We start from the raw sequence: 20,328 nt of genomic DNA, 5'->3' as shown, positions 1-20,328 counted from the left end.
GGTCGTGGTGCTGCGCAACCTCTTCCGCGGCCAGCGCTGAGCTCGTGGTGATCGACCTCCCCACCGACCTTCCCGCCGATCTCGTTCCCCTCTCGTGGCTGATCGGCGTGTGGGAGGGCACCGGAGTCATCGACTACCCGGTCGACGGCACGCAGCTGCGCGGTGAGTTCGCACATCGCGTGAGCTTCAGCCATGACGGCGGGCCGTTCCTCAACTACTCGGCCACCGCGACGTTCACGGGTGACGACGGCTCCACCTCCGTGCAGCTCGTCGCCGAGACCGGATACTGGCGCCTGACCCGTCCGGCGACCGACGCCGACTCGGGGCCGGGACTCCTGCCGCCGCTCGGAGACACCGTCGAGCGCAGCGTCGACGACGTCGAGGCGCTGCGTGCGGCATCCGGAGGCTTCCCGATCGAGGTCTCGATCGCGCACTCCGACGGGATGCTCGAGCTGTACCTCGGCGAGATCAACGGTCCGCGTGTCGATATCGCCACCGACGCGGTCGTGCGCGGCGCCGGTGCGAAGGAGTACGGCAGCGCCACGCGCCTGTACGGCCTCGTCGACGGTCACCTGCTCTGGGCGTGGGACATCGCGGCCCTCGGCACTCCGCTGCGCTCGCACGCGTCGGCACGCCTGGCCAAGGTCTGACATGAGCGGTTTCACCGACATCGCCGGTGCCGTCTCGGGCGACCTCGGCATCGCCCACTTCGGTGACGTGTTCCGGGAGCAGCGTCGTCTCGCAGCCGGTGCGGCGCTCGTGCCGCTCGACGACCGGACCGTGATCGAGGTCGCGGGTCCCGAGCGCCTGGGCTGGCTCGACTCCATCACCTCGCAGGCTCTCGGACGTCTCGGTGCGGGCGACAGCACCGAGCTGCTCGTGCTCGACCCGCAGGGGCGCGTGGAGCATGCGGCGGGCGTCGTCGACGACGGGTCGTCGACCTGGCTGATCGCCGATGCCGGCGACGCCGAGGCCCTCGCGACCTGGCTGCTGCGCATGAAGTTCCGCACGCAGGCGACCGTCGAGGTCCGCCCCGATCTCGCGCTGCTCGGATTCGTCGACGGCGGAGCCGCGGCCGACCGCGCGCGCGCCGCGGCTTCGGTCCCTGCCGGAGATCCGATCGTCTGGTCCGACCCGTGGCAGCACGTGAGCGCGGGCGGTCATCAGTACGCAGAGGTCATCGACCATCCCGGGGCGGCACTCGCCTGGCGTATCGCCGTCGTTCCGCGAGAGGCGGCGGATGCTCTCGCGGCGACCCTGTCGGCCGACGACGTGGCGGGCCTCCTCGCGGCCGAGGCGCTGCGTGTCGCGGCCTGGCGTCCGCGCTGGTCGGCCGAGGTCGACGAGCGCTCGCTGCCGCACGAGTCCGACTGGATCCGCACCGCGGTGCATCTGAACAAGGGCTGCTACCGCGGTCAGGAGACCGTGGCGAAGGTGCACAACCTCGGCCATCCGCCGCGTCGCCTGGCCGCCCTGCACCTCGACGGCAGCGACGATGTGCTGCCCGCCGCCGGTGATCCGGTCTTCGCCGGAGACGACGAGGTCGGGAGCATCACCTCCGTCGCGCGGCATCACGAGGACGGACCGATCGCGCTCGCGATCCTCTCGCGCCGCACGCCCGTGGGCGACCTCGTCGTCCGGACCGAGGGCGTGGACATCGCCGCGACGCAGCAGGTCATCGTCCCGGCCGATGCCGGTGCCACGGCCGACATCCCTCGCCTCACCCGGCTGTCGCGACGGCCGAGCGCGCCGGATCCCCGCCACACGGTCTGACCCTCCGCTCCTCGCGAGAGTGCCCCTCGCGAGAGGCACGGAACGCGGTCACGGCAGCGGTGCCACCGCCGCCCAGGGCAGAGTGAGCTCACCCAGTCGCCACCGGGACTTCCCTCCCGACACCGGCCACCCCTGATCGCGGAGGGCGCCGACCGCCGCGAGGAAGCGCTGGGTCGCGCCGAACGTCGACAGCGCGGCGGCCCGGTCCCATTCCCGGTCGAGATCGACGAGCAGCGCGTGCACCCGCTCGCCCGGGACGTTGCGGTGGATGAGCGCCTTCGGAAGGCGCTCGGCGACGATGCTCGGATGCTCCAGTTCGGCAAGACGGAGGGAGATCGTGAATCGCAGGGGTGTCGCGTGGTGGTCGACGTCGATCCAGCTCGCCACGCGCCCGATCTCGTCACACGTGCCCTCGATCAGCAGGCCGCCCGGAGCCAGGCGCGCCGCCGTCGTGCGCCATGCGCTCGCCACGTCGGCCTCGTCGTACTGCCGCAGCACGTTCATGGCGCGGATGACCGCGGGGCGGCGGCCCGTGGGGAGCGGCACCTCGAACCCACCGCGCGCGAACGCCACTCGCAGATCGGGGTCGAACGGGGTGAGTCCCGCGCGCACCGCGAGCAGCTGATCGTTCGCGGTGGCCACGCGCGCCGGGTCGAGCTCGAGCCCCAGCACCTCGGCGTCCTGACGGACGCGCTGCAGGCGGGTCGAGAGCTCGAACGCCGTGACCCCGCTCGCGCCGTAGCCGAGATCGATCACGAGCGGATCCGCCGCGCGCCGGAACGCGGGACTGGCGGCGATCCACCGATCGTTGCGGCGAAGCCGGTTCGTCCCGGTGGTGCCGCGGGTCGGCCGACCGAGAGGAGATGACGCCATGCGTCAATCCTCCCAGGGTGCGGGCGTGGACGCGTCGACCAGCGCCGATAAACTGGGCCCATGACTGCGAAGCGCACCCTGATCCTGCTCCGTCACGGCCGGAGCGAGTGGAACGAACTGAACCTCTTCACCGGCTGGGTGGACGTCCGCCTCAACGAGCAAGGCCGCACCGAGGCCCGTCGCGGTGGCGAGCTGCTGGCCGAGGCCGGCATCCTCCCCGACGTCCTGCACACCTCGCTGCTGAGCCGCGCGATCCAGACCGCGAACATCGCTCTCGACGCCGCGGACCGGCTGTGGATCCCCGTGACCCGCTCGTGGCGTCTCAACGAGCGGCACTACGGCGCGCTCCAGGGCAAGGACAAGGCGCAGACGCTCGAGGAGTTCGGTCCCGAGCAGTTCCAGCTGTGGCGCCGCTCGTTCGACGTGCCGCCGCCCGTGCTCGACGACGACAGCGAGTTCAGCCAGGTCCACGACCCGCGCTACGCGGGCATCGACGGCGAGGTGCCGCGTACCGAGTCGCTCAAGCTCGTCATCGACCGACTGCTCCCGTACTGGGAGAGCGCGATCGTCCCCGACCTCGAGGCCGGTAAGACGGTTCTCGTCACGGCCCACGGCAACTCGCTGCGCGGACTCGTGAAGCACCTCGAGGGCATCAGCGACGAGGACATCGCCGAGCTCAACATCCCCACCGGCATCCCGCTCGTCTACGAGCTCGATGAGAACAACGTCCCCACGGGGCCCGGCCGATACCTCGACCCCGAGGCCGCCGCGGCCGGCGCTGCAGCGGTCGCCGCGCAGGGCAAGAAGTAGCACGTACGACGAAGGGGCGGATGCTGACGGCATCCGCCCCTTCGTCGCACTGTGACGCGTCTCAGGCGTGTCCGAACTCGCGCTGCTGCTCGGCGGCCGTCAGGAAGTCCTCTTCGTCGACGTGCCAGTCGCCGGTGGCGAGATAGACGACCTTCTTGGCGACGGCGACCGCATGGTCGGCGAACCGCTCGTGGTAGCGGCTGGCGAGCGTGGCGTCGACCGTGGCCGTGGCCTCACCCTTCCAGTTGTCGCTGAGCACCTTCTCGAACACGCTGGCGTGCAGTTCGTCGATGTCGTCGTCGGTGTTGCGGATCGTGTCGGCGAGACGCAGGTCCTGTGTGCGGAGCAGCTCGCTCAGGGTGCGGGAGATCTCGACGTCGAGTTCACCCATCTTGGTGAACGTGCCCTTGAGGCCCTTCGGGATCGCGCGCTCGGGGAAGCGCAGGCGAGCCAGCTGGGCGATGTGCTCGGACATGTCTCCCATGCGCTCGAGCGACGCGCTCACGCGCAGCGCGAAGACGACGATGCGCAGGTCGCGGGCGACGGGCTGCTGGCGGGCGAGGATCTCGATGGCCTGCTCGTCGAGAGTGACCGCGAGCTCGTCGATCTTCGCGTCATCGGCGATGACCTCTTCGGCGAGGGCGACGTCGCTCGTGGCGAACGCACGGGTGGCCTTGTCGATCGAGACCGTGACGAGGTCTGCGATCTCGACGAGGCGCGACTGCAGGTCCTCGAGGGACTGGTGGAAGACTTCGCGCATGGTGGGCGCAACCTTTCATTCGGGTCTCGGCTGTGTGTCAGCGCGAGACGGCTGGGTCGTCCGCGCGAGAGGAGTCCGCGCTCCCGCACAGGCCCGAAGCGATTGTCTGCCCCGAAGGTTAACGAACGGTGCCCAGCACGTGAATAGTACTTCTCGCTCTGGTCTCGCGGCCGGTTAACGCGCCGATCGGCAGGTGAACGCACTCTACTCTGGAGACATGACCCTGCCGCAGACCGCGCTTCTCGCGCTGGCCGTCGGCCTCGTGATCGGTGTCGGACTCTCACTCCTCCTGGTGTGGGCGTACCGCGCGAGGGCCCGCATCGCCGACGAGACGTCACTCGTCGTTCCCGACGGCGTCACCGCCGTGCTTCGCAGCATGGACGATGCGGCGTGCGTCGTCGACGCGTCGGGGCTGGTGCTCGCCGTCTCGAAGGCGGCGGCCCGCTTCGGCATCCGAGTCGGTGCTCCGCTCGAGAACCCGGAGCTCCGTCAGCTGCTGCGGAGCGTGCGCAGCGAGGGCGGCTCGCACACCGAATCGCTGCGCATCACCCGCGGCGGGCTCAGCCTCGACCCCCGTCTCGTCTCGGCACGTGCGAGTGCGATCAGCCCCCGTATGTCGCTGCTCATCATCCGAGACGTCACCGAGCAGGAGCGGCTCGACCAGATGCGTCGCGACTTCGTGGCGAACACGAGTCATGAGCTGAAGACGCCCGTGGGTGCGGTCACCCTTCTCGCCGAGGCGATCGAGTCGGCGGCAGACGACCCGGCCCAGGTGCGGCACTTCGCGACGCGGATCTCCGCCGAGGCCACTCGGCTCGGACAGCTCACCGGACGCATCATGAGCCTGTCGCGGCTGCAGGCCGACGACACCCTGACCGACGCGAGGCCCGTGTCGATCGACGAGGTCATCGCCTCATCGATCGAGGCGCACGTCGTGCAGGCGGATTCCGCCGGTGTCGAGCTCGCGCGGGGCGGCGACCGCGGCGTCTGGGTGCACGGTGATCCGCAGATCCTCATCGAGGCCTTCGGCAATCTCATCGCCAACGCGATCGTCTACTCGCCGCGGGGGTCCCGCGTCGGGGTCGGTGTGAAGGCCGACGCGGGCGTCGTCGAGGTGGCCGTCTCCGATCAGGGCATCGGCATCTCCGAGGCCGACCGCGAGCGGATCTTCGAGCGGTTCTATCGCGCGGACGAGGCCCGGTCGCGTCGCACCGGCGGCACCGGTCTGGGCCTCTCGATCGTCAAGCATGCGACCCAGCGGCACGGCGGCGAGGTCAGCCTGTGGTCGCGTCCTGGGCGCGGATCGACCTTCACCATCAGACTTCCCCGCATCGATGCTCCCGAGGGCATCGAGGACGACAAGAAGAGCAAGAAGAAGCGCGAGCGCAAAGCGGCGAAGGCCGCTGCTCGCGTCCGAAACGGAGAGAACGCATGACCCGCATCCTTCTCGTCGAAGACGAGCCCGACCTCGCCGACCCGCTGGCGTACCTGCTGCGTCGCGAGGGCTTCGAGGTCGAGATCGCCGAAGACGGCCCTGGCGCACTGACGGCGTTCCGCGAGCGCGGCGCCGACATCGTGCTGCTCGACCTCATGCTTCCCGGCATGCCCGGTACCGAGGTGTGCCGGCAGATCCGCTCGACCTCGGCCGTGCCGATCATCATGCTCACGGCCAAGGACTCCGAGGTCGACATCGTCGTGGGACTCGAGCTCGGAGCCGACGACTACATCACCAAGCCGTATTCGTCGCGCGAGCTGCTCGCGCGCATGCGCGCCGTCCTCCGGCGCGTGGTGCAGGCCGAGAGCGAACTCGACGAGCGTGTCCTCGACGGTGGCCGGGTGTCGCTCGACATCGACCGGCACACCGTCTCGGTCGCAGGCCAGCAGATCAACATGCCGCTCAAGGAGTTCGAGCTGCTCGAGGTGCTGATGCGCAACTCGGGCCGTGTGCTCACCCGAGGACAGTTGATCGACCGCGTCTGGGGCAGCGACTACTTCGGCGACACCAAGACGCTCGACGTGCACATCAAGCGCATCCGCTCCCGCATCGAGGAGAACCCGGGGGAGCCGGTGATGCTGGTCACCGTACGCGGCCTCGGCTACCGCTTCGAGGGCTGAGCGGCGGCATCCTCGACCGCAGACGCGAGAGAGGCCGACACCCCGCGGGGTGCCGGCCTCTCTCTGCGTTCTGTGCGGTCCGTGCGTTCTGCGCAGACCGTGAGTCTCACTCGGCCGGTGCCGGTGCAGCCGTATCTGTGGGCAGGGGCTCGGGCGTGGGCTCCTCCTGCTCGGAGGGGACGAGGTCCGCGTAGTAGGGGAGCGTACCGTCGAGCACCGGCACGTCGGCCTTGGTGCCGGCGCCGTCACCCGACTGGAAGTGGATCTCGACCGTTGCGCCCGGCTTCGTGTCGAGGTCGTCGATGCGCAGCGGCTCTTCGTCGGCGGTGCCGAAGCTGACCGTCTTGCCCGCGGCCACCGGAACCTCGATCGGCTCGAGGCCTGCGACCGTGATCGTGAGCGTCGCCTTGTCGAGGGTCGGGTTCACGACCGCGCCCACGAAGTTGCCGACCGAGCCGTCTTCCGTCGCCACGATGAACGCGTTGCGCACGTCGAGAGGGCCGTCGGAATCGGAGATGTTGACGCCGTCGGATGCCGAGTACTCGATCTTCGTCGACTGCGGCGAGATGAACGTGCAGCCGGTGGCGCCGAGAAGAACGAGGGCGCTGATGGCGGCAGATGCGACAAGGCGCGATTTCACTGGTCCTCCTGTGGTCCGGCGGGATGTCCGCCTCCCATTCTATGGGTATGCGGAGGGGCGCCTCGGGACACAGGGGTGCAAACCTTAGCGCATCCTCGCTGTGGTATCCTTGAGGTTGCCGAAAGGACAAGTTTTTATGCTTTTTGAGGTTGGCGAAACTGTCGTCTATCCGCACCATGGCGCTGCGACCATCATCGAGGTCAAGGAGCGCATCATCAAGGGTGAGGCGAAGAAATACCTGAAGCTCAACGTCACGCAGGGAGACCTCATCATCGAGGTTCCTGCGGAGAACGTCGATCTTGTCGGGGTCCGCGATGTGATCGGACGAGAGGGACTCGACCACGTGTTCGAGGTTCTGCGTGCGCCCTTCACCGAGGAGCCCACCAACTGGTCGCGCCGGTACAAGGCGAACCTCGAGAAGCTCGCCTCGGGCGATGTGATCAAGGTGAGCGAGGTCGTGCGCGACCTGTGGCGTCGCGATCAGGACCGCGGTCTGTCGGCGGGTGAGAAGCGGATGCTGGCCAAGGCGCGTCAGATCCTCATCTCCGAGCTGGCTCTCGCGGAGAAGACCGACGAAGACAAGGCGAGCGCCATGCTCGACGAGGTCCTCGCGTCCTGAGACGTCGAGACTGCTGAGAGATTCGGCCCGGCTCATTCGACTCGGGCGATTCACGGAAGAGGGCGGATGCTTCGGCATCCGCCCTCTTCCGCGTCTGCAGACCTCGCGGGCAGCGCGCGGACGACGGGCGCGCGAAGGTAACGTGAAGACGTGAGCATGCTTCCCGTTCCGCACACCGCGATCATCGTCGTCGCCGCAGGCTCCGGCACCAGACTGGATGCCGGAGCGCCCAAGGCGTTCGTCGGCATCGACACCCACTCGATCCTGCGGCACGCGCTCGACGGCGTCTTCGCCGCAGCACCGGCGCAGGTCATCGTGGTCGCCCCGGCCGGGTTCGAGGGCGATGCCGAGGCCGAGCTGCGCGCGGCCGCGGGCGACAGGGTCGAACTCGGCCGCGTGGTGACGGGCGGCGACACCCGGCAGAGTTCGGTCGCCGCGGGCCTCGCGGCGCTGTGGGGTGACGTGCGCACCGTGCTCGTGCACGACGCCGCGCGCGCACTGACCGCTCCGGCGACGATCGACGCGGTGGCCGCCGCGGTCGACGAGCAGACGGGCGTGATCCCGACCCTCCCCGTGATCGACACACTCAAGAAGATCGACGGTGACGACATCGTCGGACCTGTCGATCGCTCCGAGCTGGCCGCCGCGATGACGCCGCAGGGCTTCCCCCGCGCTCTGCTGGAGGATGCGTACGCGACCGCCCTGGCCTCGGGCGTCGAGTACACCGACGATGCGGCGCTGTTCGCCGCGGCCGGGCATCCGGTGCGGAGGATCGACGGCTCGCCGCGCGGATTCAAGATCACGACACCGGCCGACCTCGAGCGGGCGCGCCACCTGCTCGCCACCGCTCCCGGGTCGACCGCAGAGCCGCGGCCCTCGGCAGCGGCTCTCTCGGCGTCGAGTCCGTCGACGTCGCTTCCGCGCGTCGGCCTCGGAACCGATGTGCACGCGTTCGGCGGCGAGGGGACCCTGTGGCTCGCCGGCCTCGAGTGGCCGGGAGAGCAGCCGCTCTCGGGGCACTCGGACGGCGACGCGGTGGCGCATGCGATCGTCGACGCGCTGCTCGGAGCCGCGGGGCTCGGTGACATCGGCGAGCACTTCGGCACGGCGCATACCGAGTACGCCGGAGCGCACGCCGACGTGTTCCTGGCGCGTACCCGGGAGATCCTCGCGGAGGCGGGGTTCGCGATCGGCAACGTGTCGGTGCAGTTCCAGGGCAATCGGCCGCGCTTCAGCGCGCGTCGCGCCGAAGCCCAGCAGGCGCTGTCGACCGCGCTCGGCGGTGCCGCGGTGTCGGTGACGGCCACGACGACCGACGGCCTCGGGTTCGCCGGTCGCGGGGAGGGGATCGCGGTGACCGCGGTCGCCCTGGTGGTGCCGGCCTGAGTCCGCAGCGGTCGCAGCAGTCAGCAGGATCGCAGTCATCGCAATCGGAGAAGGAGTCGTCATGAGGGTACTGATCATCGGAGCGAGCGGACACGTCGGGCGTACCGCGGTCGAGGCGCTGCACGAGCACGAGGTCATCGCGGCCTCGCGCAGCGGAGAACCGGCGGTCGAGGTCGAAGACCCGGCATCCATCGAGCGGCTCTTCCAGGGAGTCGGCTCGGTCGACGCGGTGATCGTGGCGCTCGGCGGGGTGCCGTTCCGTCCGCTGTCCGACCTCGACCGGGACGACTACCGGTCGGCGTTCCGCGGCAAGGTGCTCACTCAGCTCGACGTCGTGCGCATCGGCACACCGTTCGTCCGCGACGGCGGATCCTTCACGCTGACCTCCGGCATCCTGGCCAGGGAGGCGATCGCGACGGGTGCGGCGGCGTCGCTCGCGAACGGAGCGCTGGAGTCGTTCGTGCTCGCGGCGGCGACCGAGCTGCCGCGCGGCATCCGTATCAACGCGGTCAGCCCCTCGGTGCTCGAGGATGCGCCGTCCTACCACTCCTCGTTCCCCGGGTTCGTCCCCGTCTCGTCGCACCGCGTCGGCCAGGCGTACGCGAAGAGCGTGTTGGGAGTGCAGACCGGACAGGTCTTCGCTGTCGACTGAACCGCCGACGGGGCTCCTCGATCGGGCTCCTCGGCAGGGCTGCGCGGCGCGGTGACTTGCGTTCGACGACGGGCGCGCGCGACGATCGAGGAAAAGCGGTGTCGACGGCGACCCGCGTGATGAGCGAACGAGGAATCAGATGAGCGGTTACCGAGTGCAGAACCCCGCGACCGGTGAGGTGCTGGAGTCGTTCGAGACGGCCACGGACGCCCAGATCGAGACGGCTCTGTCCTCAGCCGATGCGGCCTACCGGGAATGGCGTGACCGCAGCGTGCAGGAGCGCGCCGCCGTCGTGAAGCGCGTCGCCGAGCTGTTCGAGGAGCGCAAGGACGAACTCGCGGACCACATCGCGATCGAGATGGGCAAGTCCCGCGCCGAGGCGATCGACGAGGTCGACTTCGCCGCGTCGATCATCGAGTACTACGCCGTGCACGGACCCAGCCTCATCACCGACTACGAGATCCCGAGCACGGTGCCGGGACGCGCCGTCATCGAGCACCGCCCGATCGGCACTCTCCTCGGCGTGATGCCGTGGAACTTCCCGTACTACCAGGTCGCCCGCTTCGCGGCCCCCAATCTGCTGCTCGGCAACACGATCCTGCTCAAGCACGCCGAGATCTGCCCGCGCTCGTCGCTCGCCATCGAGGCGATCATGCGCGACGCGGGTGTTCCCGAGGGCGGATACCAGAACGTGTTCGCGTCGCATGACCAGATCGCCACGATCATCGCCGACCCCCGCGTGCAGGGAGTCTCGCTGACCGGGTCGGAGCGAGCGGGCGCCATCATCGGCGCCCAGGCGGGGAAGCACCTCAAGAAGTGCGTGCTCGAGCTCGGCGGCATCGACCCGATGATCGTGCTGGATGCCGACGACGTCGCGGCCGTCGCCCGCCAGGCCTGGGAGTTCCGCGTCTACAACGGCGGCCAGGTGTGCAACTCGAACAAGCGCCTGATCGTGATGGACGATATCCACGACGAGTTCGTGGCAGAGCTGAAGCGTCTCGCCGACGGACTCGTGCCCGGCGACCAGCTCGACCTGAAAGACGGTCAGTTCGTGCCGCTGTCGACACGCACCGCCGCCGAGACCGTGGATGCCCAGGTGCGTCGCGCCGTCGACGCGGGCGCCACGCTCGAGGCCGGCGGCGTGCTGTCCGACGGGCCAGGAGCCCACTACTCGCCGGCCGTGCTCACGGGCGTACCCCGCGACTCGGCGTCCTACCGGGAGGAGATCTTCGGGCCCGTCGCCACGGTCTATCGGGTCTTCAGCGACGAGGAGGCGCTCGAGCTCGCGAACGACTGCGACATGGGACTCGGCGGATCGGTGTTCTCGACCGACGAGGCGAGGGCCGCTCGTGTCGCGTCGCGTCTCGAGGTCGGTATGACCCACGTCAACACGATCGCGGCGGAGGCCGCCGAGCTGCCCTTCGGCGGGGTGAAGCGCTCGGGCTTCGGACGCGAGATGGGGCCGATCGGCATCGGGGAGTTCGCGAACCGTCGGCTCTCGTTCGTCGCCGACTGACGGACCCAGTCTTCCGTGACGGCCCGCCCGGTAAGCTTGTGCGGTGACAGTCCGCCTCTATGACACCCGCGCACAGCAGCTGCGCGACTTCGTGCCTCTCGATCCCGAGAACATCACGATGTACGTCTGCGGACCCACGGTGCAGTCCGGCCCGCACATCGGTCACGTCCGCGCGGCGCTGAGCTTCGATCTGCTGCGACGGTGGCTGACCCACCGATACGGGCGGGTCACGTTCGTCCGCAACGTCACCGACATCGATGACAAGGTGCTCGCGAACGCGTCGGACACCGAGCAGTGGTGGGCTCTGGCGTACCGCATGGAGCAGGAGTTCACGGCGGCGTATGCCGGAGTCGGCATCCTTCCGCCCACCTACGAACCGCGCGCGACCGCGTCGATCCCGCAGATGCAGGAGATCATCGCGACTCTGATCGAGCGCGGCCATGCCTACCCGGCGGCGGATGCGTCGGGCGACGTGTACTTCGACGTGCGCTCGTGGCCCGAGTACGGTTCGCTCACGAATCAGTCGGTCGACGCGATGGAGGCCGCGGAGGACGCGGACCCGCGTGGCAAGCGCAACCCGCAGGACTTCGCCCTCTGGAAGGGCGCGAAGGACGACGAGCAGGCGGATGCCGTCTGGCGGTCGCCCTGGGGAGCGGGACGCCCGGGTTGGCATATCGAATGCTCCGCGATGTCGAAGCGCTATCTCGGCGCCGAGTTCGACATCCACGGCGGCGGCCTCGACCTGCGATTCCCGCACCACGAGAACGAGCTCGCGCAGTCGACCGCCGCGGGCGACGGCTTCGCACGGTACTGGGTCCACAACGGACTCGTGACCGTCGACGGACAGAAGATGTCGAAGTCGATCGGCAACTTCACGCTGGCCGCCGATGTGCTCGCCGAGCGCGATCCGCTGGTGGTGCGCTACGCGCTCGCCGCGGCGCACTACCGCTCGAGCCTCGACCTCTCGGAGTCGTCGTGGACCGAGGCCGAGGCGGCGCTCGGACGTATCCGCACGTTCATGGCGCGCGTCATCCGGGCCGCCGGTGGGTCGCATGTCCGGTTCGTGTACAGCGACATGCCTTCGTCGTTCGCGGCGGCGATGGACGACGATCTCGGAGTGCCCCAGGCGCTCGCGGTGCTGCATGAGACGGTGCGCGACGGCAATGCCGCGCTCGACGCGGGAGACACGGATGCCGCTGTCATGGCGCTTCGCGCGGTGTCGGTCATGGTGATGGTGCTCGGCATCGACCCGCTGGCCGACACCGGAGCCTCGGGTGGCGACGCCACGGCATCCGCTCTCGACACCCTCGTGCAGACGATGATCACTCAGCGCGCACAGGCGCGGGCTGACAAGGACTGGGCGGCGGCCGATCGTATCCGTGATGCGATCGCCGCCGCAGGAATCACGCTGGAGGACACTCCGGCCGGAACTCATTGGAGTATCGATGGCTAAGCAGGGCAACCCCTCCGCAGGCAAGGGCAAGAAGGGCCCCACCAAGGGCTCCGGCGGCAAGGGCCGTAGCTCGCTCGAAGGTCGTGGGCCGACCCCCAAGGCCGAGGACCGCGCCTGGCACCCCGCCGGCAAGCGCAAGGCCGCGGCCGAGCGCTATGCCGCATCGGGTGGCAAGGGCAAGCCCGGACAGCGTCAGAGCTCGGGCGGCAACCCGAACCGCTCGGCCCGGGTGAAGGACAACACCACCGACACCGAGACGGTCACCGGCCGCAACTCGGTGCTCGAGGCGCTCCGTGCGAAGATCCCCGCCACCGCCTTCTACATCGCGCAGCGCGTGGAGATGGACGACCGCACCAAGGAGATGCTGTCGATCGCGACGAACCGCGGCATCCCGGTGCTCGAGGTCACGCGTCAGGAGCTCGACCGCATGGCGGGCTTCGACGGCGTGCACCAGGGCGTCGCCATCAAGGTGCCGCCGTACGAGTACGCGCACCCGCAGGACCTTCTCGAGCAGGTCATCGACAAGGGCGAGGTTCCGCTCTTCGTCGCCCTCGACGGAATCACCGACCCCCGCAACCTCGGTGCGATCATCCGCTCGACGGCGGCCTTCGGCGGCCACGGCATCATCCTGCCGCAGCGTCGCTCGGCGGGCGTGAACTCGGCCGCGTGGAAGACGAGCGCGGGAGCCGCGGCCCGCGTGCCGGTCGCCTTGGCCACGAATCTCACGAGTCAGCTCAAGGAGTTCAAGAAGCAGGGCGTGTTCGTGCTCGGTCTCGACGGAGACGGAGACGTGCAGCTGCCCGATCTGCAGCTCGCCGACCGCCCCGTCGTGATCGTCACCGGCTCCGAGGGCAAGGGACTCTCGCGTCTCGTCGCCGAGACCTGCGATCAGATCGTGTCGATCCCGATCTCGGCCTCGACCGAGTCGCTCAACGCCGGCATCGCGACCTCCGTCGCGCTCTACCAGGTCTCGACCGTCCGCAACGCGAAGAAGTAGGGAAGCAGCATGGCTCGCATCGTCGTCCTCGGAGGCACCGGCTACGCCGGCCGTCACATCGTCGCGGAGGCGGTGAGCCGCGGACACGAGGTCATCGCGATCTCGCGCTCCACCCCTGCGGATGCCGTCGACGGTGCGTCGTACGTGCAGGGGTCGGCGCTCGAGCCCGCATCGCTGGCGAGCGCGTTCGACGGAGCGGACGCCGTGGTCTCCTCGCTGTCCCCGCGCGGCGACATGACCGACCGCGTGCTCGATGCGCTGACGGGTGTGATCGGCGAGCTCGCCGGCACGAGCACGCGTCTCGGCGTCGTCGGGGGAGCGGGCGGCAGCCTCGTGGCTCCGGGAGGGCCGCGCCTGTTCGACCAGGGCTTCCCCGAGGAGTACAAGCACGAGGCGCAGGTCGGCATCGACTCTCTGGCGCTGCTCGAGAGCGCGGATGCGGGGTTGGACTGGTTCTTCGTGCACCCCGCCGAGGTCTTCGGGCCGTGGGCAGAGGGCGAGCGCACCGGACACTACCGCGACGGCGGCGACGTGATCGTGCGCGACGCCGACGGCACGTCCTTCATCTCGGGAGCCGACTTCGCCGTCGCCGTCGTCGACGAGATCGAGCAGGGGAACCATCACCGCGAGCGGTTCACCGTCGGCTACTGAGCGGCATCCGCTCCACTCGGCGCCCGTCGTCCCCCGCCCCGGCGTCCGGTCGCAGAGTCCGGTCTCGGGGTCCGGTCAGACGAGGTCGCGCCAGTCGACCTCGTCGTCATCGTCCGGGACGGGATGCGCACCGGTGATCACCGGCAGGCTCATCGTCTCGGTGGGCGGCCCCATGATGGTGGCTTCGTCGCGGCGGTGGCGGAGCACCTCGTTGATGTAGCTCGTCAGCACCTCGGCGAGCGGCACGGCGCGCCCCTGGGCCTGGGAGAGGTACCAGCGGTGCTCGAGGACCTGATGGAAGACCTCTGCGGGCTCGAGCTTGGCGCGCAGCTCGTAAGGGATCGCCCGCACCACGGGCTCGAACACGCGCGTGAGCCACTCGTGCGCGTACATCTCCTCGTCGGCCCACTGCTTGGTGGAGCGCACACGGAACTCGTCGAGGTCGTTCAGCAGGCGTCGCGCCTGGTTCTCCTCGACGTCGAGTCCGGTGAGGCGGATCAGGCGGCGCTGGTGGTGTCCCGCATCCACGACCTTCGGCTGGATCTCGACGACCGTACCGTCGGCGGTGGTCGACATCGACATCTCGTCGATGTCGAAACCCAGGGCGTTCAGCCGCTCGATCCGCTCGGTGATGCGCCAGGTCTCGGCCGAGGCGAACGACTCCTGCGCCGTGAGCTCGGCCCACAGCGAGTGGTACGACGAGACGATGCCGTCGGCGATCGCGATCGCGTCGACCCCGTGCTCGAGTCGCCCGCCCGCGGCGAGGTCCATCACCTCGCCGGCGATGTTCGTGCGGGCGAGGTCGAGGTCGTACGCGCGCTGACCGTCGGTGAGACCCTCTTCGTGCAGTTCGCCGGTCTCGGCGTCGACGAGGTAGGCCGCGAACGCGCCCGCGTCGCGGCGGAACAGGGTGTTCGAGAGCGACACGTCGCCCCAGTAGAAGCCGACGTTGTGCAGGCGCACGAGCAGCACCGCCAGCGCGTCGACCAGGCGGTTGGCGGTGTCGGGACGCAGCACGCGCGTGAACAGCGCACGGTAGGGCATCGAGAAGCGCAGGTGCGAGGTCACGAGTGCCGCGGGCAGCGGCTCGCCGGAGGCATCCGTGCGCCCCGCGATCACGGCGACGCGTGAGACGCAGGGCACGTCGAGGCGGGCGAGATTGCCGAGCATCTCATACTCGCGACGGGCCATGTAGTCGGTCGTCTCCTTGACGGCGACGACGCGTCCGGAGAGATCGGCGAAGCGCACCAGGTGGCGCGAGAGCCCCTTGGGCAGCGAGACGATCTGCTCGGACGGCCAGGAGCCCAGCGGGGTCGACCAGGGGAGGGCGAGCAGTCCGGGATCGACCGTGCTCGCCGTGATGCGCAGCGCGTCCTGCATGGGGCTCCTCCGAGGGTGGCGGGAAAGACGAAGCGGCGCGGGTGACCGAAGTCAGCCCGCGCCGCGTCTGTGGATCTGATCAGGCCGAGACGACCGGCTTGTCGTTCAGGCGCTCGCCCGACTCGATGTCGAATGCGTGCACGTGGCCCGCGTTCGCAGCGAGCGTGACGGTCTCACCCGCGTTGGGGTGGCTGCGGCCGTCGACACGAGCGACCAGGTCGGCGCGCTTGCCGTTGATCTCGGTGTGGCCGTAGAGGTAACCGTCGGCGCCGAGCTCCTCGACCAGGTCGACGACGACCGAGAGGCCCTTGCCGTCGGCCGGGCCGACCGTGATGTCCTCGGGGCGAACGCCCACGGTGACCTGCGAGCCGTTGGCGCGGCCCACGGTGTCACGGTCGAGCGGAACGACCTCGGTGCCGAAGCGGATGCCGCCCTCGGCCAGGTCGGCCGAGAACAGGTTCATGGCCGGCGAGCCGATGAAGCCGGCGACGAACACGTTGTTCGGCTTCTCGTAGAGGTCGCGAGGCGAGCCGACCTGCTGCAGCAGACCGTCCTTGAGGACCGCGATGCGGTCGCCCATGGTGAGAGCCTCGGTCTGGTCGTGCGTGACGTAGACGGTGGTGACACCGAGACGACGCTGCAGCGACGCGATCTGCGTACGCGTCTGCACACGGAGCTTGGCGTCGAGGTTCGACAGCGGCTCGTCCATGAGGAAGACCTGGGGCTGACGCACGATCGCGCGACCCATCGCGACACGCTGACGCTGACCACCCGAGAGGGCCTTCGGCTTGCGGGTCAGGTACTCCTCGAGGTCGAGCAGCTTGGCGGCCTCGAGAACGCGCGACGCACGCTCTTCCTTGCCGACGCCGGCGATCTTGAGCGCGAAGCCCATGTTCTCGGCGACCGTCATGTGCGGGTACAGCGCGTAGTTCTGGAACACCATCGCGATGTCGCGGTCCTTCGGCGGCACGTCGGTGACGTCGCGGTCACCGATGAGGATGCGGCCCGCGTTGACCTCTTCGAGACCGGCGAGCATACGCAGAGAGGTGGACTTACCGCAGCCGGAGGGGCCGACGAGGACGAGGAATTCGCCGTCAGCGACCTCGAGGTTGAGCTTGTCGACGGCCGGGCGGGTTCCGCCGGGGTAGAGGCGGGTGGCCTCGTCGAAAGTCACAGATGCCATTGTGTTTCTCCTTCACCGGCAGGTACGTGCCGGACGATCCGTAGTGATAGAGCGGCAGAGCGATCCGCCGTGACCCCTCATCGGGTCGGGATCAGTATGCCAGAAACCGGCGCATCTGGGTATTTCTCAGCCAGGCTGGTTAACATCAATCTCGGCCGCTTTTCTGCGGCGTCCGCCGTTTCGATCGGCGGACGGGGCCACCCTGCCCCACCGAGACTCTCAAGAGGAACGATGTCGAGCGACGAGACGCCGAACGTCCCCACATCTCGCAATTCGCGTGAGGTCGTGCGGGAGAAGGCACAGAAGGTGCACGCCCAGCAGTCGAGGGCGCGCATCATGCGACGAATCGTCCTCGGTGCGATCGCGATCGTCGCCGTCGGTGCGATCGGCACGGCGGTCACGCTCGCCGTGTCGGCACAGGTGTCCAAGCCGCAGCTCACGCCGAGCGGCATGGAGGATGACGGCATCCTCGTCTCCGACATCAGCGCGTCGACCGTGTCGAGCGAGCCCGTCGAAGCACCGGCCCCCGAGACGACCGAGGCCGGTGGTGAAGCGGCACCGACTCCGGCGCCCACCACCACGAGCACCGTCGACATCCACATCTACGTCGACTACCTGTCTCCGGACGCCGGTGAGTTCGAGCGCGCCAACGCGCGTCAGCTCGTGAACTGGATCGGCGAGGGCGCGGCGACCGTGACCTACCACCCCGTGGCGCTGCTGACCGCGAGCTCGAACGGCACCAAGTACTCCCTGCGATCGGCTGCCGCAGCTGCCTGCGTCGCCACGCACTCGCCCGCGGAGTTCTACGCGTTCAACCACGATCTGCTCGACGATCAGCCCGACATGAACACCGACGGGTTCACCGACTCCGAGCTCGCCGACATCGCCGGCGCCGTCGGCTCCGACAACGTCAAGAGCGTGCGCTCCTGCATCGAGAAGCAGGACTACGTCACCTGGGCGAAGGACGCCACGTCTCGCGCCCTCGAGGGTCCGCTCGTCGGATCCGACGACCTGGTGCTGACCTCGGCCCCCATGATCGTCGTGAACGGCGAGGCCTATGTCGGCGCGCTGGACGACCCGAGCGAGTTCTCGCAGTTCGTGCTGACGGTCGCCAGCGACGCCTACTACGCGACCGCGACGCCGACCCCGGCTCCGTCGGAGACGCCGACGGAGGCCCCGGTCGACGAAGCGCCCGCCGAGGAGACCCCGGCACCGACCGAGGCTCCCGCGCAGTAGCCCTCGACCTGCCGTCAGCTGCGCCTCAGCGAGCGGTCGTGAGGCCCGGACTGTGGCGCGATCGACAGAGCACCGCACCGGACGCTCTAGACTCGTTGATGCACATTCGATGAAAGCGGACGTGCGGCATGTGCTGCGGGAGACCGCGGTTCGCCGACTTGGCGCAATTGGTAGCGCACCGTACTTGTAATACGGGGGTTACGGGTTCGAGTCCCGTAGTCGGCTCTCTGAACTGATCCCCTCCGCCGTGAGGCGGTGACATCCCCCGCTCGAGGGATGTGCGCCCCGTCGGCACGCCGTAGCGTCGCCTGCATGACCGGATCGGAAGAGAGTCCCAAGAAGGCGTCAGGACTGGGCGTCGCCACCGGAGTCGCGATCGGCCTTCCGCTGGGCGCGGCCCTCGGGATGCTGGTGTTCGACAACCTCGCCGTCGGGGCGGGCGTCGGCCTCGTCGTCGGGATCGCCGTCGGGGCAGCGTTCGAGGCTTTCCGGAAGACGAGAGAGCCCGATTGAGGGCCGAGCGGTCGCACCACGCAGGCCCGTGAACCTGTGCGGTCGTACATGTTCGGCGCGTACGGTCGGAGGATGACCAGGAAGCAGCCGTCCGACAAGGACGCAGACAGACGACGTCCCGTCACCCACAGTGAGGCCCCGGAGGGCGGTGCGGCACCGCGATCGCGGGCACTGAAGCCGCTGCACATCTTCTCGCGTCGGCCTCGGCGCCAGCTCGAAGCCTGACCCAGCCGTACACCGCTGCCGCCTGACTCTGCCGCCTGACTCTGTCGCGCGGCGTTGCCGCGCCGTGCCGCTACGGTCGGACGTCGAGGTCCAGATCGAGGGAGGGGACGTTCCAGTCCTCGTCCGAATCCGTCTCATCGTCGTGTGAGCGGGGGTAACGGTGGTGTGCGCGCAGCGCGGCCGCCTGCTCGGAGAAGTCGGGGTCGCCCTCCGTCGAGGCGCTGGGCCCGACGAGCAGATCGTTGCCGAGCCCCACGATGAGCTCGGCGGTCTCCACCTCGCCGTCGACGACGATCGGGATCTCGAGCGCCTCGGACTCGCCCTCGTTGGCGATCGCGGCGGCCAGGGTCACGAGCACCTCCGCGACATCATCGGTCGTCACGAGTTGCTGCGCTGCGTAGGAGACGAGTTTCATACGACCAGATTGTCATCCCGCGCGGATCCCCGCCGAGGGCTTGCGCCGGACCGCAGGCATATGACAGGAGCGCGGCGACGTCGGCGCGGCGGAGCAGACTCGCGGCGTCACAGGAGGAATTATCGGCGTCGCGGAGAAATACTCCGCTCCGGTCCCGGGTTGTCCCGAGCATGACTCGTATCGGAAACAGTGACCTTGACGTCTTCCCCCTCTCGCTCGGCGGCAACGTGTTCGGCTGGACGGCCGACCGCGACGCATCCTTCGCCGTGCTCGACGCATTCGTCGACGGGGGAGGCGACTTCATCGACACCGCCGACTCGTACAGCGCCTGGGTGCCCGGCAACTCGGGCGGCGAGAGCGAGACGATCATCGGCGAGTGGCTGGCGTCGCGCAAGCCCGCGGGAGTGACCGTCGCGACCAAGGTGAGCCAGCACCCCGACTTCACGGGTCTGGCGGCATCGAACGTGCGCAAGGCGGCCGAAGCGTCGCTCGCGCGCCTGGGCGTCGACACGATCGACCTCTACTACGCGCATTTCGACGATGAGACCGTGCCGCTCGAAGAGACCGTCGGCGCCTTCGGACAGCTCGTCGCCGATGGCCTCGTGCGCCACATCGCCGTCTCGAACTACAGCGCCGACCGCATCCGCGAGTGGGTCGAGATCGCGCGCCGCACCGGCGTCGACCTGCCCGTCGCCGTGCAGCCGCACTACAACCTCGTGCACCGCAACGAGGTCGAGGAGACGATCATCCCCGTCTCCGAGGAGTTCGGTCTCGGACTCGTGCCGTACTACTCGCTCGCGAGCGGCTTCCTCACCGGCAAGTACCGCACGACCGACACCGAGGGCCAGTCGTCGCCCCGCGCCGGCGGCGCCGCCAAGTACGCCACCGAGGCGGGGCTGCGCATCATCGACGCTCTCGAGGAGATCGGCGACGCGCACGGCGCCTCGATCGCGGCCACGTCGCTGGCCTGGCTGCGAGCGCAGCCGACCGTCGCCGCGCCGATCGCCAGCGCCCGCACGGTGGAGCAGGTTCCCGACCTCCTCGCCGGTGCGCGCCTCGACCTCGCGGCCGACGAGGTCGACCGGCTGAACCGCGTCTCGGAGTGGACGCCGACCCAGGCGTGAGAGACCC

Annotated in this window: 22 protein-coding genes and 1 tRNA gene; 17 read left to right on the top strand and 6 right to left on the bottom strand. The window is 69.3% G+C overall.

Annotated elements, in window-relative coordinates:
• Nucleotides 1-47: 47 nt before the first annotated feature.
• A complete protein-coding gene (locus tag HWD99_RS13400) occupies nucleotides 48-650 on the top strand; it encodes an FABP family protein (RefSeq protein ID WP_241796745.1) in 603 nt (200 codons plus the stop codon).
• Nucleotide 651: 1 nt separating this feature from the next.
• Nucleotides 652-1,773 (top strand): folate-binding protein YgfZ, encoded by a 1,122-nt coding sequence (locus tag HWD99_RS13395; RefSeq protein WP_241796744.1) that lies wholly within the window; start codon nucleotides 652-654, stop codon nucleotides 1,771-1,773.
• 48 nt (nucleotides 1,774-1,821) lie between these two features.
• Here the strand turns inward: HWD99_RS13395 and HWD99_RS13390 are convergent, their stop codons facing one another.
• Nucleotides 1,822-2,646, bottom strand: a complete 825-nt coding sequence (locus HWD99_RS13390; RefSeq protein ID WP_241796743.1) for a class I SAM-dependent methyltransferase — start codon at nucleotides 2,644-2,646, stop codon at nucleotides 1,822-1,824.
• Nucleotides 2,647-2,706: 60 nt separating this feature from the next.
• Here HWD99_RS13390 and HWD99_RS13385 point away from each other — a divergent pair, with 60 nt between their 5' ends.
• Entirely contained in the window at nucleotides 2,707-3,456 is a 750-nt protein-coding gene (locus HWD99_RS13385) for a phosphoglyceromutase (protein WP_194763725.1), read from the top strand.
• A gap of 61 nt (nucleotides 3,457-3,517) precedes the next feature.
• Here HWD99_RS13385 and phoU read toward each other — a convergent pair whose 3' ends face one another.
• A complete protein-coding gene (gene phoU, locus HWD99_RS13380) occupies nucleotides 3,518-4,216 on the bottom strand; it encodes a phosphate signaling complex protein PhoU (protein WP_241796742.1) in 699 nt (232 codons plus the stop codon).
• A gap of 217 nt (nucleotides 4,217-4,433) precedes the next feature.
• Here phoU and HWD99_RS13375 point away from each other — a divergent pair, with 217 nt between their 5' ends.
• A complete protein-coding gene (locus HWD99_RS13375; protein ID WP_241796741.1) occupies nucleotides 4,434-5,651 on the top strand; it encodes a cell wall metabolism sensor histidine kinase WalK in 1,218 nt (405 codons plus the stop codon).
• A complete protein-coding gene (locus HWD99_RS13370; RefSeq protein ID WP_194763722.1) occupies nucleotides 5,648-6,331 on the top strand; it encodes a response regulator transcription factor in 684 nt (227 codons plus the stop codon). The genes HWD99_RS13375 and HWD99_RS13370 overlap by 4 nt, the downstream gene beginning before the upstream one ends.
• Before the next feature lie 106 nt (nucleotides 6,332-6,437).
• On the opposite strand, the gene HWD99_RS13365 is transcribed toward HWD99_RS13370, so the two are convergent.
• Nucleotides 6,438-6,971 (bottom strand): DNA modification methylase, encoded by a 534-nt coding sequence (locus tag HWD99_RS13365; RefSeq protein ID WP_241796740.1) that lies wholly within the window; start codon nucleotides 6,969-6,971, stop codon nucleotides 6,438-6,440.
• Between the two features lie 136 nt (nucleotides 6,972-7,107).
• Between HWD99_RS13365 and HWD99_RS13360 the strand changes: the two genes are divergently transcribed.
• The 7 genes from HWD99_RS13360 to HWD99_RS13330 all read left to right on the top strand — a co-directional run bounded on the left by HWD99_RS13360 (nucleotide 7,108) and on the right by HWD99_RS13330 (nucleotide 14,245).
• Nucleotides 7,108-7,590, top strand: a complete 483-nt coding sequence (locus HWD99_RS13360; RefSeq protein ID WP_194763720.1) for a CarD family transcriptional regulator — start codon at nucleotides 7,108-7,110, stop codon at nucleotides 7,588-7,590.
• 156 nt (nucleotides 7,591-7,746) lie between these two features.
• A complete protein-coding gene (ispD, locus tag HWD99_RS13355; RefSeq protein WP_274618268.1) occupies nucleotides 7,747-8,976 on the top strand; it encodes a 2-C-methyl-D-erythritol 4-phosphate cytidylyltransferase in 1,230 nt (409 codons plus the stop codon).
• A 61-nt stretch (nucleotides 8,977-9,037) separates the two neighbouring features.
• A complete protein-coding gene (locus tag HWD99_RS13350) occupies nucleotides 9,038-9,628 on the top strand; it encodes a short chain dehydrogenase (protein WP_241796738.1) in 591 nt (196 codons plus the stop codon).
• 139 nt (nucleotides 9,629-9,767) lie between these two features.
• Nucleotides 9,768-11,144 carry an NAD-dependent succinate-semialdehyde dehydrogenase gene (locus HWD99_RS13345; RefSeq protein ID WP_241796737.1) on the top strand — a complete coding sequence of 459 codons (1,377 nt, stop codon included), beginning with the start codon at nucleotides 9,768-9,770 and terminating at the stop codon, nucleotides 11,142-11,144.
• A 43-nt stretch (nucleotides 11,145-11,187) separates the two neighbouring features.
• Complete coding sequence (cysS, locus tag HWD99_RS13340; RefSeq protein WP_241796736.1) at nucleotides 11,188-12,597, top strand: cysteine--tRNA ligase; 1,410 nt, start codon at nucleotides 11,188-11,190, stop codon at nucleotides 12,595-12,597.
• Nucleotides 12,590-13,594: a 23S rRNA (guanosine(2251)-2'-O)-methyltransferase RlmB gene (rlmB, locus tag HWD99_RS13335; protein WP_241796735.1), complete on the top strand. Its 1,005-nt coding sequence runs from the start codon at nucleotides 12,590-12,592 to the stop codon at nucleotides 13,592-13,594. Before cysS ends, rlmB begins: the two co-directional genes overlap by 8 nt.
• 9 nt (nucleotides 13,595-13,603) lie before the next feature.
• Nucleotides 13,604-14,245 carry an NAD(P)-dependent oxidoreductase gene (locus HWD99_RS13330; RefSeq protein ID WP_241796734.1) on the top strand — a complete coding sequence of 214 codons (642 nt, stop codon included), beginning with the start codon at nucleotides 13,604-13,606 and terminating at the stop codon, nucleotides 14,243-14,245.
• Between the two features lie 75 nt (nucleotides 14,246-14,320).
• Here HWD99_RS13330 and HWD99_RS13325 read toward each other — a convergent pair whose 3' ends face one another.
• Complete coding sequence (locus HWD99_RS13325; RefSeq protein WP_241796733.1) at nucleotides 14,321-15,625, bottom strand: DUF4032 domain-containing protein; 1,305 nt, start codon at nucleotides 15,623-15,625, stop codon at nucleotides 14,321-14,323.
• 79 nt (nucleotides 15,626-15,704) lie between these two features.
• Complete coding sequence (locus HWD99_RS13320; RefSeq protein ID WP_241796732.1) at nucleotides 15,705-16,808, bottom strand: ABC transporter ATP-binding protein; 1,104 nt, start codon at nucleotides 16,806-16,808, stop codon at nucleotides 15,705-15,707.
• 231 nt (nucleotides 16,809-17,039) lie between these two features.
• On the opposite strand from HWD99_RS13320, the gene HWD99_RS13315 reads away from it, so the two are divergent.
• The 4 genes from HWD99_RS13315 (at nucleotide 17,040) to HWD99_RS13300 (ending at nucleotide 18,782) form a co-directional block, all read left to right on the top strand.
• The gene (locus tag HWD99_RS13315) at nucleotides 17,040-18,044 is read left to right on the top strand and encodes a thioredoxin domain-containing protein (protein WP_241796731.1); all 1,005 of its coding nucleotides are present in this window, start codon (nucleotides 17,040-17,042) and stop codon (nucleotides 18,042-18,044) included.
• A 152-nt stretch (nucleotides 18,045-18,196) separates the two neighbouring features.
• A tRNA-Thr gene (locus HWD99_RS13310) sits at nucleotides 18,197-18,269 on the top strand.
• Nucleotides 18,270-18,356: 87 nt separating this feature from the next.
• A complete protein-coding gene (locus HWD99_RS13305; protein WP_241796730.1) occupies nucleotides 18,357-18,557 on the top strand; it encodes a hypothetical protein in 201 nt (66 codons plus the stop codon).
• 72 nt (nucleotides 18,558-18,629) lie between these two features.
• Nucleotides 18,630-18,782: a hypothetical protein gene (locus tag HWD99_RS13300; RefSeq protein ID WP_241796729.1), complete on the top strand. Its 153-nt coding sequence runs from the start codon at nucleotides 18,630-18,632 to the stop codon at nucleotides 18,780-18,782.
• Between the two features lie 70 nt (nucleotides 18,783-18,852).
• Here HWD99_RS13300 and HWD99_RS13295 read toward each other — a convergent pair whose 3' ends face one another.
• The gene (locus tag HWD99_RS13295; RefSeq protein WP_241796728.1) at nucleotides 18,853-19,197 is read right to left on the bottom strand and encodes a hypothetical protein; all 345 of its coding nucleotides are present in this window, start codon (nucleotides 19,195-19,197) and stop codon (nucleotides 18,853-18,855) included.
• A gap of 170 nt (nucleotides 19,198-19,367) precedes the next feature.
• On the opposite strand from HWD99_RS13295, the gene HWD99_RS13290 reads away from it, so the two are divergent.
• Nucleotides 19,368-20,321: an aldo/keto reductase gene (locus tag HWD99_RS13290; RefSeq protein ID WP_241796727.1), complete on the top strand. Its 954-nt coding sequence runs from the start codon at nucleotides 19,368-19,370 to the stop codon at nucleotides 20,319-20,321.
• Nucleotides 20,322-20,328: the final 7 nt, after the last annotated feature.

The organism is Microbacterium sp. C5A9 (genome assembly GCF_022627955.1).
In the GTDB taxonomy this organism is placed as follows: Bacteria; Actinomycetota; Actinomycetes; order Actinomycetales; family Microbacteriaceae; genus Microbacterium.
This window is presented reverse-complemented; position numbering and strand designations above follow the sequence as displayed.

Bases quoted from the DNA above. Each gene is read 5' to 3' on its own strand.
- HWD99_RS13360 (WP_194763720.1), top strand. From the start codon at position 7,108: ATGCTTTTTGAGGTTGGCGAAACTGTCGTCTATCCGCACCATGGCGCT.
- HWD99_RS13300 (WP_241796729.1), top strand. From the start codon at position 18,630: ATGACCAGGAAGCAGCCGTCCGACAAGGACGCAGACAGACGACGTCCC.
- phoU (WP_241796742.1), bottom strand. From the start codon at position 4,216: ATGCGCGAAGTCTTCCACCAGTCCCTCGAGGACCTGCAGTCGCGCCTC.
- HWD99_RS13370 (WP_194763722.1), top strand. From the start codon at position 5,648: ATGACCCGCATCCTTCTCGTCGAAGACGAGCCCGACCTCGCCGACCCG.
- HWD99_RS13345 (WP_241796737.1), top strand. From the start codon at position 9,768: ATGAGCGGTTACCGAGTGCAGAACCCCGCGACCGGTGAGGTGCTGGAG.
- HWD99_RS13375 (WP_241796741.1), top strand. From the start codon at position 4,434: ATGACCCTGCCGCAGACCGCGCTTCTCGCGCTGGCCGTCGGCCTCGTG.
- HWD99_RS13320 (WP_241796732.1), bottom strand. From the start codon at position 16,808: ATGGCATCTGTGACTTTCGACGAGGCCACCCGCCTCTACCCCGGCGGA.
- HWD99_RS13290 (WP_241796727.1), top strand. From the start codon at position 19,368: ATGACTCGTATCGGAAACAGTGACCTTGACGTCTTCCCCCTCTCGCTC.
- HWD99_RS13390 (WP_241796743.1), bottom strand. From the start codon at position 2,646: ATGGCGTCATCTCCTCTCGGTCGGCCGACCCGCGGCACCACCGGGACG.
- HWD99_RS13325 (WP_241796733.1), bottom strand. From the start codon at position 15,625: ATGCAGGACGCGCTGCGCATCACGGCGAGCACGGTCGATCCCGGACTG.
- HWD99_RS13305 (WP_241796730.1), top strand. From the start codon at position 18,357: ATGACCGGATCGGAAGAGAGTCCCAAGAAGGCGTCAGGACTGGGCGTC.
- HWD99_RS13350 (WP_241796738.1), top strand. From the start codon at position 9,038: ATGAGGGTACTGATCATCGGAGCGAGCGGACACGTCGGGCGTACCGCG.
- HWD99_RS13395 (WP_241796744.1), top strand. From the start codon at position 652: ATGAGCGGTTTCACCGACATCGCCGGTGCCGTCTCGGGCGACCTCGGC.
- rlmB (WP_241796735.1), top strand. From the start codon at position 12,590: ATGGCTAAGCAGGGCAACCCCTCCGCAGGCAAGGGCAAGAAGGGCCCC.
- HWD99_RS13385 (WP_194763725.1), top strand. From the start codon at position 2,707: ATGACTGCGAAGCGCACCCTGATCCTGCTCCGTCACGGCCGGAGCGAG.
- HWD99_RS13330 (WP_241796734.1), top strand. From the start codon at position 13,604: ATGGCTCGCATCGTCGTCCTCGGAGGCACCGGCTACGCCGGCCGTCAC.
- ispD (WP_274618268.1), top strand. From the start codon at position 7,747: ATGCTTCCCGTTCCGCACACCGCGATCATCGTCGTCGCCGCAGGCTCC.
- HWD99_RS13315 (WP_241796731.1), top strand. From the start codon at position 17,040: ATGTCGAGCGACGAGACGCCGAACGTCCCCACATCTCGCAATTCGCGT.
- HWD99_RS13295 (WP_241796728.1), bottom strand. From the start codon at position 19,197: ATGAAACTCGTCTCCTACGCAGCGCAGCAACTCGTGACGACCGATGAT.